We start from the raw sequence: 13,620 nt of genomic DNA, 5'->3' as shown, positions 1-13,620 counted from the left end.
TCAGGCCGCCTTCGCTGGCAAGCCAGCTCCTACAGGGCTCGGGTGTGTCCGTGAAATCTTGGTGACTGTCAGGCCGCCTTCGCTGGCAAGCCAGCGCCTACAGGGCTTGGTGTGCGTGCGCAAAATCGGGTTGCCTGTCAGGCCGCCTTCGCTACGGTGCGGAGCCTACAGTGGATCGTTATTGACGAACCAGGCGGTGGTTCGGCAGTTGCACTTCTTCGGTGCTGCGATAGGGGTTGATATCCAGTCCACCGCGGCGCACATACCGCGCATACACCGTCAGCTTCTCCGGTTTCAGCAGCCGCTGCAGGTCGAGGAAAATCCGCTCAACACACTGTTCATGAAAGTCCGAGTGCTGGCGGAAGCTGACGATGTACTCCAGCAAACTGGCATGATCCAGCGCCGCGCCGCGGTATTCCACCGCCACGCTGCCCCAGTCCGGCTGGCTGGTGACCGGGCAGTTGGATTTGAGCAAATGGCTGTGCAGGCTCTCCTCGACGGTGCGCGACTCGTCGCACCGCAGCAGCTCCGGACGCGGATGCTCATAGTTGCTGACGCTGATGTCCAGATCGTCGATGCACACCCCCGGCAACGCCACGACGCCTTCGGCTTCAACTTCTTGCAGGCGGCGAATGCGCACGCCGACCGGTTTGCCGGCCGCGGCCGACAGGTCCTTGACCAGCGTGGCTTCCAGGCTGGCGTTATCGGCAAATGCCGTCTGGTTCAGGGAATTCAGGTACAGCTTGAACGACTTGGATTCGATGATGTTCGGTGAATCCGCCGGAATGCTGAACTCGCCGATCGCCACTACCGGCTTGCCGGACGGCAACAACCACGACAGCTCGAAGCAGTTCCAGAAGTCCACACCCTTGTAGGGCAAGGTTTCAGCCGTCAGGCCCAGCTCCGCCCATTTCGCGGTGCGCGGGATCGGGAACAGCAAGGACGGCGTATAGGTGGCGATGTATTCACTGGATTTACCCAGCGGCGAGTGTTCGGCTGCGGGATGCATGGCGGAAACCTGACTGAAGAATCAGCGGATTCTACCAGTCTTTGCGCCCGCCCTGTAGGAGCAAGCTTGCTCGCGATGGTCGTCAACGATGATGCGTGTTTACCGGTTAAACGCGGCGCTCTTGAGTCCATCGCGAGCAAGCTCGCTCCTACAGGGTCTACGGCCCCACCGTCAGCTTGCCGACCATGCCCGCCTGATAATGCCCAGGAATATTGCAGGCAAATTCCAGTTGGGTGGTCTTGGTAAAGGTCCAAATCAGTTCGGCGGTTTTGCCCGGTTCAACCAGTACGCTGTTCGGGTCGTCGTGTTTCATCATTCCATGATCCATGCCGGCCGCGCCGTGGTCCATGTCCTTCATGCCGGTAGGCGTGAGCATGCCACTGTGCTGCATCTTCAGCATTTCCTGCTGATGCCGGGCGTGCATCGCCGCGTCGCCGAGGTTGAATTCGTGCAGCAACTGGCCTTTATTCACCAGTACAAAGCGAACCGTCTCACCGGCCGTGATCTCGATCGCCTTCGGTGTGAACGACATGTCGCCCATGACCACTTCAACGCTGCGGGTCGCCTTGGCGGCCGGCGCTGGTTGGCCGAAGTCGAAGGTATGCGCCGGCGATGCCCACACCGGCGAACCCAGCACCAGCAAACACGCGGCCAGCAACAGAGGTTTGCGCAAAAACATGGTCGTACTCCAACAAGATGAGGTTCAGTCTGTGGAAAACTCTAAACTGCCATCGCTGCCGACAACCTGACACCCGGATTACAACTTTGTCAGGTTGGCCTGTACTGAGGTTGCCCACGGTATAAAGCGTTCGTTCAATTTGCCCAGAGTCGCCCATGAAACTGCTGATCGTCGAAGACCAACCGAAAACCGGCCACTACCTGCGCCAGGGCCTGACCGAAGCCGGGTTCAACACCGAACTGGTGGCCGACGGCAGCACCGGCCAGCAACTGGCGCTGAGCGGCGATTACGCGCTATTGATTCTCGATGTGATGCTGCCCGGCCGCGATGGCTGGCAGATCCTGCAGGCGGTGCGAGGCGCCGGTCTCGACACTCCGGTACTGTTTCTGACCGCCCGCGACGCCGTGGAGGACAGGGTTCACGGCCTGGAACTGGGCGCCGACGATTACCTGGTCAAACCCTTCGCCTTCTCCGAACTGCTGGCCCGGGTCCGCAGCCTGTTGCGTCGCGGCAGCACCACGCCTCAGGAAACCAGTCTGCAACTGGCCGACCTGCGCCTGGACCTGATCCGCCGCCGGGTCGAACGCAGCGGCCAGCGCATCGACCTGACCGCCAAGGAATTTGCCCTGTTGGAAATGCTCCTGCGACGTCAGGGCGAAGTCCTGCCCAAGTCGCTGATCGCCTCCCAGGTCTGGGACATGAATTTCGACAGCGACACCAACGTCATCGAAGTGGCGATCCGCCGCCTGCGCCTGAAGATCGACGATGAGTTCCCGAACAAGCTGATCCATACCGTTCGCGGCATGGGCTACGTCCTGGAAGAGCGCCCCGCCTGATGCGTCGACTGTCCCTGAGCAGTCGCCTGGCGCTGTTGTTTGCCGCCTGCACCGCCGTGGTTTCGCTGTTCGCCGGGGTGCTGTTCAGTCGCGCCAGCGAGGCGCACTTTGTCGAGCTGGATCAGCAATTGCTCGACGGCAAGTTGATCGGTCTGCGCCGCGCGCTTCAGGACCTTCAATCGAGCGACAGCGAAGTCAAGCTGGCGGATGAGTTGAGCCGGCAGGCCGATTTGTCGCTGCGGATCACCGGCAGCGACGGTCAGCGTTGGTACGACAGTTCGCCGCGCCTGCCCGCCAGGCTGCCACAGACACCAGGCCTGTCGACCCTGACCGACGCCGGCACTGACTATCGCGTATTGAATGCGCCGTTGTTCCCCGAACGACCCGACTCGCCCCAGCTGACCTTGTTGCTGGACATCACCCATCACCAACACTTTCTGCAACGCATGCAGCACCTGATCTGGCTGACCGTGGGCTTGTCGGCCCTGGCCACCGCCCTGCTCGGCGCCTGGGCGGCGCGTAGCGGGTTGCGCCCCTTGCGGCGCATGAGTGAAGTTGCCCGCGGCGTGTCGGCGCAATCGCTCAATGCGCGCCTGCCCGAAACCGACATGCCGTCGGAACTCGCGGAAATGGCCCACCACTTCAACGCCATGCTCGGCCGCCTCGACGACTCTTTCCAGCGGCTCTCGGCGTTCTCCGCCGACATCGCCCACGAGTTGCGTACGCCGCTGTCGAACCTGCTGACCCACACCCAGGTCACCCTCACCCGCCCGCGGCCGATCGAGGATTATCGCGAAGCGCTGCACAGCAACCTCGAAGAGCTGCAATGGATGGCGCAACTGGTCAACGACATGTTGTACCTGGCCAAGGCAGACCACGGGTTATTGATGCCCAGGCGCGAGCCGCTGGACCTGGCGGAGGAAGTGGATGTGTTGCTGGAGTTTTTCGCGCCGCTGGCGGAGGACGCCCGGGTCAGGTTGAGCCGTGACGGCAGCGCGCGGATGGACGGCGATCGCAGTATGTTGCGGCGGGCGCTGTCCAATCTGCTGGATAATGCGTTGCGGTTTGCGCCGGCCGAAGGTGAGGTCCGGGTGCGGATTGTTGAACAGCCCGATGGTTTGCGCCTGACTGTCGAGAACAGCGGCGAAGGCATTGACGAGGCGTTGCTACCGCGTTTGTTTGACCGGTTCTATCGGGCTGATCCGGCGCGGCATGAAGGCAGCAATGAGCATGCGGGGTTGGGGTTGGCGATTACCCGGTCGATCATTCGGGCCCACGGGGGGCAGATTCGGTGTGAGACGGATCGGGGGTGGACGCGGTTTGTGATTGAATTGCCAAGGGGGGATTGAGGCTAGTAGGGCCGGCCCCATCGCGAGCAAGCTCGCTCCCACAGTGACCGAGTTGAATCACAATGTTGTGAACGACCCGAAACCCTGTGGGAGCGAGCTTGCTCGCGATAGCGGTGTGATGGCTTACGAATACCGCAAAGCGGTAGCCGGCTCAGTCTTCGCCGCACGCCAGGCCGGGTAAACCGTGGCCAGGAAGCTCAAGATGAACCCGGCGGAGCAGATCAACAACACATCCGCCCCCTGCAATTCCGAAGGCAAGTTACTGACAAAATACACATCGGAACTGAAGATGTGCTGCCCGCTCACCCGCTCCACCCAGCCCACCAGTTCACTGACATTCAGCGCGGCAATCACCCCGAGCACGCCGCCGATCAAGGTGCCGACGACCCCGATCACCGTGCCCTGGACCATGAAGATCGCCATGATCTGCCGGGGGGTGGCGCCGATGGTGCGCAGGATCGCGATGTCCGCGCCCTTGTCGTTCACCACCATGATCAGGGTCGCAATGATGTTGAAGGCCGCCACGGCGACGATCATCAGCAACAGCAGGCCGATCATGGTTTTTTCCATCTTCATCGCACTGAACAGGCTGCCCTGGGTGTGGGTCCAGTCGTCAGCCCGGTAGGCGCTGCCGAGGCCCGCAGCCACATCGCTGGAAACCTGGGGCGCCGCGTACAAATCCTTCACCGCCAGGCGCACGCTCTGCACCTGGTTCGGTTCCCAGTGCTGCATCTGCGCGGCATCGGCCAGGTGGATCAGCGCCATCGAGCCATCCAGCTCGGCACCGACCTTGAACACGCCGACCACGTTCAGCCGCTGCATGCGCGGGGTGATCCCGCCCGGCGCGGTACTGACTTCCGGTACGATCAGGGTGATCTTGTCGCCGACGTTCAAGCGGAACCGCCGCGCCGTGATCTCGCCGATCACCACGCCGAACTCCCCCGGCTTCAAGGCGTCGAGACGACCCTGGACAATGTGCTTGGCGACGATCGAGACCTTGCCTTCCAGTGCCGGATCGACCCCGCTGACCTGGATCGGCTGCATCGTGCCCTTGTAGGACAGCATGCCTTCCATCTCGGTGAACGGCACGGCCGCGGTCACGTCGGGATTTTTCATCGCGGCCGCGGCCACCGGCTGCCAGTCATCGATCGGATTGACGCCGACGATGGTCGCGTGGGGCACCATGCCGAGGATGCGCGAACTCATTTCGCGCTGGAAGCCGTTCATCACCGACAGCACCACGATCATCGCCAGCACGCCCAGGGCGAGGCCGATCATCGAGGTCATCGAGATGAAGGAAACGAAGCGATTGCGGCGCTTGGCGCGGGTATAGCGCATGCCGATAAAGATCGATAACGGTCTGAACATTCGCTGGGGCACCGTATAAAAATAAAAGACCCGACGCCTTTTCAGGCACCGGGTTTCGGCCAATCAGATGGGTGTCAGGTAACCTTCCTGCAAGTGCAGGACGCGATCCATCTGGCGGGCCAGGTTCATGTCGTGGGTCACCACCAGGAACGCGGTACGCATCGAGGTGCTGAGCTCCAGCATCAAATCCTGAATGCCCTGGGCGGTGTGGGAGTCGAGGTTGCCGGTCGGCTCGTCGAGCATCACCAGGCCTGGCTGGTTCACCAGGGCACGGGCGATGGCCACGCGCTGACGCTCGCCACCGGACAGCTCGGCCGGTTTATGTTCCAGGCGATGGCCCAGCCCTACCCGCTCCAGCAATGCCGTGGCCCGTTGACGCGCTTGCGGAATCGAGGTCTTGCCGATCAGCAACGGCATGCAGACGTTTTCCAGCGCGGTGAACTCCGGCAGCAAGTGGTGGAACTGGTAAACGAATCCCAGCGACCGATTGCGCAACAGACCGCGATTCTTCTCGCTCAAGGCCGACAGCTCTTCGCCATCCAGCCAGACGCTGCCCTTGGTCGGCGTGTCGAGGCCGCCCAACAGGTTGAGCAAGGTACTCTTGCCCGAACCCGAGGTGCCGACAATCGCCACCCGCTCACCCGGATGCAGCTCCAGTTGCAGGCCGGCCAGGACCTCTACCGACTCCGGGCCTTCCTCGTAGGATTTGCCCAGGTCGCGGCAGCTCAAGATTGCTTTATCACTCATGCCCGACTCACTCATAACGTAGCGCCTCCGCAGGCTGGGTGCGCGCGGCACGCCAGGCTGGATACAGGGTGGCGAGGAAACTCAGGATCAACGCGGCGGCACTGACCAGCAACACGTCATCGCTCTGCACTTGCGACGGCAGGTAATCGATGAAGTACACGTCGGCGTTGAGGAACTTGTGGCCGATCAGGCCTTCCAAAGCCGCGATCGCGGCACTGACGTTCAGCGCGGCGAAAATCCCGACCACCGCGCCGATCAACGTCCCGACCACACCGATCACCGTGCCCTGCACCATGAAGATCGCCATGATCGAACCCGGCGTGGCGCCCAGGGTACGCAGGATCGCGATGTCGCCCTTCTTGTCGTTCACCACCATCACCAGCGTGGAAATGATGTTGAACGCCGCCACGGCGACTATCAGCAGCAACAGCAGGCCGATCATGGCTTTTTCCATGCGGATCGCCTGATACAGATTGCCGTGGGTGCGGGTCCAGTCCCGGGCGTAGTAATGGTCTTCGCCGAGCTGCTGGGCGATGTTCCACGCGGTGCGCGGCGCCTGGAACAGGTCGTCGAACTTCAAGCGGATGCCCTGCACCTGCTCCGGCTTCCAGCGATGCAGCCGGGCCAGGTCCTGCAGGTTGGTCACGCCCAGGTAGCCGTCGATTTCACCGGCGCCGACATGGAAGATGCCGACCACGGTAAAGCGCTTCATGCGCGGGAACATGCCGGCCGGGGTCACGGTGACTTCCGGCGCGACGAAAGTCAGCTTGTCGCCGATCGCCGTACCGAGCTTGGCCGCCGCCTTGTCGCCGATGACGATGCCGAAATTGCCCGGCGCCAGGGCGTCGAGCTGGCCCTGCAGCATGAACTTGTCGATGATCGACACCTGCCGTTCCAGCGCCGGGTCGATGCCATTGAGCAAGACCTTGGAGACCTTGCCCTTGTTGGTCAGCAACCCCTGCATCTGGGTGAACGGCGCCACGGCCGTCACCTGCGGGTTCTGCTTGACCTGGGCGGCCAGGCTCGGCCAGTCGTTGATCGGTTCACCGGACTCGATGGTCGCGTGGGGCACCATGCCCAGCACGCGGGTACGCATCTCATGATCGAAGCCGTTCATGACCGACAGCACCACGATCATCACGACCACGCCGAGGGCGAGTCCAATGATCGAGGTCAGGGAAATGAAGGAGACGAAATGGTTGCGACGCTTTGCACGGGTATAACGCGTGCCGATAAATACGAAGAGAGGTCTGAACATGTCGGGGCTTGTTCGGAGGGAAAAGGAACGTCCTTGTGGCGGGGGTCGATAACCAGCTTTACACTCAGACCACCGCCGCTACCATGGGTTCGCCATGTCGACATTAGATGAAGAAGATCGCCGCGAATACTACCGTATCGAGGACACGATCGCACTGGAAATTCGGCCTCTGCCCGCTTCCGAAGCCGCGGGCCAGGAAGTGTTGCAGGATGCTTCTCCACTCTTCAACTTGCTCAGCGAACTGCACCTCAGCGAATTCGAATCGCAACACCTGTTGCGCCAGATCAGCGAGCGCGACCGTAACCTCGCGGCGTTCCTCAAATCCCAGAACAAACGCATCGATCTGCTCAGCCAGGTGATCGCCATCACCGTGCTCGGGCAGATCGGCGAACCGCAGCCGGTGATCATTTCCGAAGGCGGCGTCGACTTCCAGCACCCGACACCCTTTGCCGCCGGCGCGCACCTGTCGATCAAGCTGGTGCTGATGCCGCAAGCCCTCGGCCTGTTGCTGCGAGCTCGCGTCACCCATTGCGATCCCAAGGGCGATGGCTACGACATCGGCACCGAGTTCCAGTATCCGACCGATGCCCAGCGGCAATTGCTGGCCCGCTACATCTTGCAGAAGCAGGCCCAGGAACGACGCCTGGCCCGCGACCAATCAGAATCAGGCATTTAATTTAAGGAAGAACCGTGACCCTCATCTACGGCCACCGCGGCGCCAAGGGCGAAGCACCGGAAAATACCCTGACCGGTTTTCAGGAATGTCTCAAGCACGGCGTGCGCCGCTGCGAACTGGACCTGCACCTGTCCATGGATGGCGAGTTGATGGTCATCCACGACCCGACCCTCAAGCGCACCACCGACCGCCGCGGCAAGGTGGTCGAGCACACGGCCGCGGAACTGGTGACCTACGACGCGCGCAAGGGCGGCCCGGGCTGGATCAAGCCGTGCCCGATCCCGACGCTGGAAGAACTGTTCGAGAAATGCGATTTCGAGCATTGGCAGCTGGAAGTCAAAAGCGCGTCCCGCACCCGCGCCGTGACCACCGTGCTGGCGATACGGGAAATGGCTCAGCGCCATGGCCTGCTGGACAAGGTGACGATCACCTCGAGCTCACGGGAAGTGCTCAAGGCCGCGCTGGACCTGGTGCCGGACGTGTCCCGCGGACTGGTGGCCGAGTATGCCTGGCTCGACCCGTTGAAGGTCGCACAAAGCTATGGCTGTGAGATTCTGGCGCTGAACTGGACCCTGTGTACGCCGGAACGCCTGCAGCGGGCGCAACGTCAGGGGCTGCATGTGTCGGTATGGACAGTCAACGAGCCCGCGCTGATGCGCAGGCTCGCCGACTTCGGCGTTGACAGCCTGATTACAGACTTTCCCGGTTTGGCCAGCGCCACGCTCGAGAATTGCTGAAATCGGTCTCCCCGGCCGGCTCAGGCCACCGGCCGGAGCCGCTCAAAAAAGCCGGTTGAGGCCATCGTAGGCGGCGACCCGATAGGCTTCGGCCATGGTCGGGTAGTTGAACGTGGTGTTGACGAAGTATTTCAGGGTATTGAGATCGCCCGGCTGGTTCATGATCGCCTGGCCGATGTGCACGATCTCCGACGCCTGATAGCCGAAGCAGTGTACGCCCAGCACTTCCAGGGTCTCGCGGTGGAACAGGATCTTCAGCATGCCCTGGGGCTCGCCGGCGATCTGTGCCCGCGCCATTCCCTTGAAGAACGCCTTGCCCACCTCGTACGGCACCTTCGCCTGGGTCAGCTCCTGCTCGTTCTTGCCGATCGAGCTGATCTCCGGAATGGTGTAGATGCCGGTCGGTACGTCGTTGACGAAGCGCCAGCTATGGTTGTCGACGATGCTGCCGGCGGCCGAACGCCCCTGGTCGTGCGCGGCACTGGCCAGGCTCGGCCAACCGATCACGTCACCGGCGCCGTAGATGTTCGGCTTGCAGGTGCGGTAGGCCTCGTCGACTTCGATCTGGCCACGGCCGTTGACCTTCACGCCAACGTTTTCCAGACCCAACTGATCGGTGTTGCCGGTACGGCCGTTGCACCAGAGCAAGGCGTCGGCCTTGATCTTCTTGCCGGACTTGAGGTGCAGGATCACGCCGTTGTCCACGCCTTCGACGCGGTCGTATTCTTCGTTGTGGCGAACCGTGATGTTGTTGTTGCTGAAGTGGTAGCTCAGGGCCTGGGAAATTTCCGAGTCGAGGAAGCTCAGCAACTGACCGCGGTTATCCACCAGCTCGACCAGCACCCCAAGGCCGCTGAAGATCGAGGCGTATTCGCAACCGATCACGCCGGCGCCGTAAACGATGAGTTTGCGCGGGGTGTGGCCGAGGCTGAGGATGGTGTCGCTATCGTAGATGCGCGGGTGGTGGAAATCGATGTCCGCCGGACGATACGGACGCGAGCCGGTGGCGATGATGATGTGCTTGGCCACCAGTTTTTCGACTACGCCGTTGCCGCAGACCACTTCGATGGTCTGCTCGTCGGCGAAGCTGCCGGTGCCGAAGAACACGTCGACGCGGTTACGGGCGTAGTAGCCAGTGCGCGAAGCGACTTGTTTGGAAATGACTTTCTCGGCGCTTTTCAGCACGTCCGGGAACGAGAACCAACGCGGCTCACCAATGGCCCGGAACATCGGGTTGGTGTTGAACTGCATGATCTGCCGGACCGAGTGACGCAGTGCCTTGGACGGGATGGTACCCAGGTGGGTGCAGTTGCCGCCGACCTGGCGACGGCTATCGACCATCGCCACCTTGCGCCCTGCCTTGGCGGCATTCATTGCCGCGCCTTCTCCCGCCGGGCCGGAACCCAGTACCACCACGTCGTAGTTATAGACAGCCATGCGTACTCCTCAGAACAGGCCGCGGCGCCCTCGGCACCTGCGGCTAAATCACGCCGATCTGCGGCGTGAAGGAACAATTTGGGGCCAGTGCAGAACCCGGGACACAGTCTATAGAAGCGTCAACGCCGGGCACATTAACCCTTGGTCGCGTCGTAGGCTACTTTTGCCTGCACTACAAACGCCGGTTTTCGCTGGGTGAAGCGCTCACTCGCAACGCCGGTGTAGGAGCGAGCCTGCTCGCGATGGAGTCAAGAGCGGCGCGTTTAACCAGTCAACACGCGTTATCGTTGACGATCATCGCGAGCAAGCTTGCTCCTACAGAGCGGCGCGTTTTAACCAGTCAACACGCGTTATCGTTGACGACCATCGTCGGAATGCCGCCCGGAGCAAGCTCGCTCCCTCAGTGAGGTCATTTGCTGAACGGCATCGCGTGCTCACTCGACCTTTGCTTCGCTCAGGCGCTCGAAAGCCTGATTGGTTCGTATGACGAACCCGTCATCGGCACGAATCACAAAAAATGCGCCGATATCGTGTTTTTCCGCGTAATCCCAACCGCGTACAGGGCCGAGAATCAACAACAGGGTGGATAAGCCATCGGCCATCAACGCTGATGGATGAATCACCGTGACTGACGCCAGGGCATGTGAGACCGGTGCACCGGTGCGGGCGTCGAAGGTGTGGGAATAGCGCTTGCCGTCCTGCTCGAAATAATTGCGGTAATCACCGGACGTGGAAACGCTGTAGCCGTTGACCGCCAGGATGCGCTGCGCGACCTGGCGATCGTCCCGCGGCTCCTCGAGGGCGATGCGCCAGGGCGAACCATCGGGTTTCTTTCCGGCAGCCTTGAGCTCGCCGGTGGCCTCGGCGAGGTAATTGTGGATCCCCATCGCCTCGAGCCGGGCAGCAATGGTATCGACGGCATAGCCGGCGGCGAGGCTGTTGAAGTCGACTTCGACCGCGGCGTCCTTGCACAGCTGATCGTTTTCGATGCGCAGATGCTGGTAACCGACTCGTTGGCGCACGTCGGCCAGTGCCTGGGCGGAAGGGACTTTTTCCCCGCGGCCTTGCGGACCGAACCCCCAGAGATCGAGCAAGGGTTCTACCGTCAGGTCGTAGGCGCCTTCGCTTTGTTCCGACAGCTGCTCGGCCACACGGACCAGCTTGAGGATCGGCGCGGGCATTTTCTGACAGCGGTTGGCAGGTAGCACGTTGAAACGTTCGATGACGGAGTCGCTGCGATAGGTCGACATTTGCTGATCGACTTGCGCGAGGATCATTTCCACCTCGACCCGGACTTCAGCCGGTGCCGGCAGACCGGTTTGGCGCAGGTAAGTGATCGAATAAGTACTGCCCATGGTCGGGCCGCTGAAGCTTTCCATGGAGCCGCCGTTGCCGCAGCCGGTCAATGCGCCAGTCAGCATCAGCATTGCAATCAGCCGCCCCTTCAACAACACCTGCATCTCCTGAAGCCCCCCGGCACACCGCCAAGGCCAGCCACTATGCGATAGAACTGCAGGAGCTGGCTTGCCAGCGAAAGCGGTGTGCCAGGCAACATTGATAGCAACTGACAGACCTTCGCTGGCAAGCCAGCTCCTACAGGATTTTTGTTGTGACCACTATTGTGTAAACACCACAAAACCCCTGTGGGAGCGAGCTTGCTCGCGATGAGGCCAGCCCAGACAACACACATTTAACTGACAAACCCCACAAACAAAAACGCCCCGATCAAAGCCGGGGCGTTTTCATGTGCAGCGAGTGCTTAGCGCGGGAATGCTGGCGGGTTTACCCCGGCCATGTCTTCCATCACACGTACCACCTGGCAGCTGTAGCCGAACTCGTTGTCATACCAGACGTACAGCACAACGCGGTTGTCCTGGACGATGGTCGCTTCAGCGTCCACCACGCCTGCGTGGCGCGAGCCAACGAAGTCGGTGGAAACCACTTCCTGCGAATTGACGTAGTCGATTTGCTTGTGCAGATCGGAGTGCAGCGCCATGTAGCGCAGGTACTCGTTCATCTCTTCGCGGGTGGCGCCTTTCTCAAGGTTCAGGTTGAGAATCGCCATCGACACGTTTGGCGTCGGAACACGAATCGCGTTACCGGTCAGCTTGCCGGCCAGCTCAGGCAGCGCCTTCGCAGCAGCGGTGGCAGCACCGGTCTCGGTGATCACCATGTTCAGCGCGGCGCTACGGCCACGGCGATCGCCCTTGTGGAAGTTGTCGATCAGGTTCTGGTCGTTGGTGTACGAGTGAACCGTTTCAACGTGACCGTTGATGATGCCGAACTTGTCATTCACAGCCTTCAGCACCGGCACGATGGCGTTGGTGGTGCAGGAAGCGGCGGACACGATCTTGTCGTCAGCGGTGATTTCACCGTGGTTGATGCCGTGAACGATGTTCTTCAGCTTGCCTTTGCCAGGCGCGGTCAGAACAACGCGGTCGATACCCGGGCAAGCCAGGTGCTGGCCCAGGCCGTCGGCGTCACGCCATACACCGGTGTTGTCCACCAGCAGCGCGTCTTTGATGCCGTACTGGGTGTAATCCACTTCAGTCGGGTTTTTCGCGTAGATAACCTGGATCAGGTTGCCGTTGGCGGTGATGGTGTTGTTGGCTTCATCAATGGTGATGGTGCCATTGAACGAACCGTGCACCGAGTCGCGACGCAGCAGGCTGGCACGTTTGACCAGATCGTTCTCTGCGCCCTTGCGGACCACGATGGCGCGCAGTCGCAGGCCGTCGCCACCGCCGGTTTTCTCGATCAGGATGCGCGCGAGCAGACGACCGATACGACCGAAGCCATACAGGACAACGTCGGTGCCGGTACGGCCGGAACCATTCTGCTTGCCGACCACATCGGCCAGCTCGTCACGGACGAAGTCTTCGGCGCTGCGGCCATTGCCTTCGGCCTTGAACTTGACTGCAAGCTTGCCCAGGTCGACGGATGCGGCGCCCAGCTTGAGCTCGCTCATCGCCTTGAGCAGCGGGAATGTTTCGTGGACGGACAATTCGCTGTCATCGGACTGGCGATGGCGAGCAAAGCGGTGAGCTTTGAGAATCGCGATGACAGACTGGTTGATCAGACTGCGGCCATAGATCGAGCTCACCACGTTGTTATTGCGGTAGAGCTGGCCGATAAGCGGAATCATCGCTTCTGCGAGTGCTTCACGGTCGATCCATTCACCAAGACACTGGTCGGGCTTCTGAGTCACGGGAACCTTCCACATGTAGGGGCAGAAAAAAGGGGCTACATTATGCCGCCGAGTGGCCCCCGTAGCAATGCGCGCCTGTCGCGCAATCAGTAACAACTTTTCCCTAAAAAAAATCACGCGTCGCTCGAGCCCAGTAAAACCGAGGCCTGCAGCGGAGTCAAAAATTTGGAGACAGCGCTGCCTTATCCGTAACCATCCGTAACACTGGTTCGATTTGCCACTACATAATCGGCGTTTTTTACTTAAAAACAGCGCGATTTTGTCATTACCACTACATTTGTCCCTCTTGAGGAATAGACACAGTCTGCAACTGACA

12 protein-coding genes are annotated in these 13,620 nt (G+C 61.2%); 4 read left to right on the top strand and 8 right to left on the bottom strand.

The window, feature by feature from the left end; all coding sequences use genetic code 11:
- Positions 1-178 precede the first annotated feature (178 nt).
- Together queF and copI are read right to left on the bottom strand one after the other, a co-directional pair.
- Entirely contained in the window at positions 179-1,009 is an 831-nt protein-coding gene (gene queF / locus J2W17_RS30455) for an NADPH-dependent 7-cyano-7-deazaguanine reductase QueF (RefSeq protein ID WP_307343883.1), read from the bottom strand.
- Between the two features lie 157 nt (positions 1,010-1,166).
- A complete protein-coding gene (copI, locus tag J2W17_RS30450) occupies positions 1,167-1,688 on the bottom strand; it encodes a copper-resistant cuproprotein CopI (protein ID WP_307343880.1) in 522 nt (173 codons plus the stop codon).
- Positions 1,689-1,843: 155 nt separating this feature from the next.
- Between copI and J2W17_RS30445 the strand changes: the two genes are divergently transcribed.
- Both J2W17_RS30445 and J2W17_RS30440 read left to right on the top strand, forming a co-directional pair.
- Positions 1,844-2,524 carry a heavy metal response regulator transcription factor gene (locus J2W17_RS30445; protein WP_307343877.1) on the top strand — a complete coding sequence of 227 codons (681 nt, stop codon included), beginning with the start codon at positions 1,844-1,846 and terminating at the stop codon, positions 2,522-2,524.
- Positions 2,524-3,873: a heavy metal sensor histidine kinase gene (locus J2W17_RS30440; RefSeq protein WP_307343874.1), complete on the top strand. Its 1,350-nt coding sequence runs from the start codon at positions 2,524-2,526 to the stop codon at positions 3,871-3,873. The genes J2W17_RS30445 and J2W17_RS30440 overlap by 1 nt, the downstream gene beginning before the upstream one ends.
- A gap of 123 nt (positions 3,874-3,996) precedes the next feature.
- Here J2W17_RS30440 and J2W17_RS30435 read toward each other — a convergent pair whose 3' ends face one another.
- From J2W17_RS30435 to J2W17_RS30425, 3 genes are all read right to left on the bottom strand, one after another.
- Positions 3,997-5,241 (bottom strand): lipoprotein-releasing ABC transporter permease subunit, encoded by a 1,245-nt coding sequence (locus J2W17_RS30435; RefSeq protein ID WP_307343871.1) that lies wholly within the window; start codon positions 5,239-5,241, stop codon positions 3,997-3,999.
- Positions 5,242-5,304: 63 nt separating this feature from the next.
- On the bottom strand, positions 5,305-5,988 hold the full coding sequence (lolD, locus tag J2W17_RS30430; protein WP_307343868.1) for a lipoprotein-releasing ABC transporter ATP-binding protein LolD: 684 nt from the start codon (positions 5,986-5,988) through the stop codon (positions 5,305-5,307).
- Between the two features lie 7 nt (positions 5,989-5,995).
- Positions 5,996-7,246, bottom strand: coding sequence for a lipoprotein-releasing ABC transporter permease subunit (locus J2W17_RS30425; protein WP_307343864.1), 1,251 nt, complete (start codon positions 7,244-7,246; stop codon positions 5,996-5,998).
- Positions 7,247-7,340: 94 nt separating this feature from the next.
- Here J2W17_RS30425 and J2W17_RS30420 point away from each other — a divergent pair, with 94 nt between their 5' ends.
- A complete protein-coding gene (locus J2W17_RS30420; protein ID WP_307343861.1) occupies positions 7,341-7,922 on the top strand; it encodes a PilZ domain-containing protein in 582 nt (193 codons plus the stop codon).
- A gap of 14 nt (positions 7,923-7,936) precedes the next feature.
- On the top strand, positions 7,937-8,659 hold the full coding sequence (locus J2W17_RS30415) for a glycerophosphodiester phosphodiesterase (RefSeq protein WP_307343856.1): 723 nt from the start codon (positions 7,937-7,939) through the stop codon (positions 8,657-8,659).
- A gap of 42 nt (positions 8,660-8,701) precedes the next feature.
- Here the strand turns inward: J2W17_RS30415 and sthA are convergent, their stop codons facing one another.
- The 3 genes from sthA to J2W17_RS30400 form a co-directional block, all read right to left on the bottom strand.
- Positions 8,702-10,096, bottom strand: a complete 1,395-nt coding sequence (sthA, locus tag J2W17_RS30410) for a Si-specific NAD(P)(+) transhydrogenase (RefSeq protein ID WP_307343853.1) — start codon at positions 10,094-10,096, stop codon at positions 8,702-8,704.
- Positions 10,097-10,530: 434 nt separating this feature from the next.
- Positions 10,531-11,517, bottom strand: coding sequence for an FAD:protein FMN transferase (locus J2W17_RS30405; RefSeq protein WP_307343892.1), 987 nt, complete (start codon positions 11,515-11,517; stop codon positions 10,531-10,533).
- A 338-nt stretch (positions 11,518-11,855) separates the two neighbouring features.
- Positions 11,856-13,319: a glyceraldehyde-3-phosphate dehydrogenase gene (locus J2W17_RS30400; protein WP_307343849.1), complete on the bottom strand. Its 1,464-nt coding sequence runs from the start codon at positions 13,317-13,319 to the stop codon at positions 11,856-11,858.
- Positions 13,320-13,620: the final 301 nt, after the last annotated feature.

Source organism: Pseudomonas lini (genome assembly GCF_030812475.1).
Classification (GTDB): Bacteria; Pseudomonadota; Gammaproteobacteria; order Pseudomonadales; family Pseudomonadaceae; genus Aquipseudomonas; species Aquipseudomonas lini_A.
The sequence above is the reverse complement of the archived record's forward strand: the minus strand, read 5'-3'. Positions and strand labels throughout refer to the sequence as shown.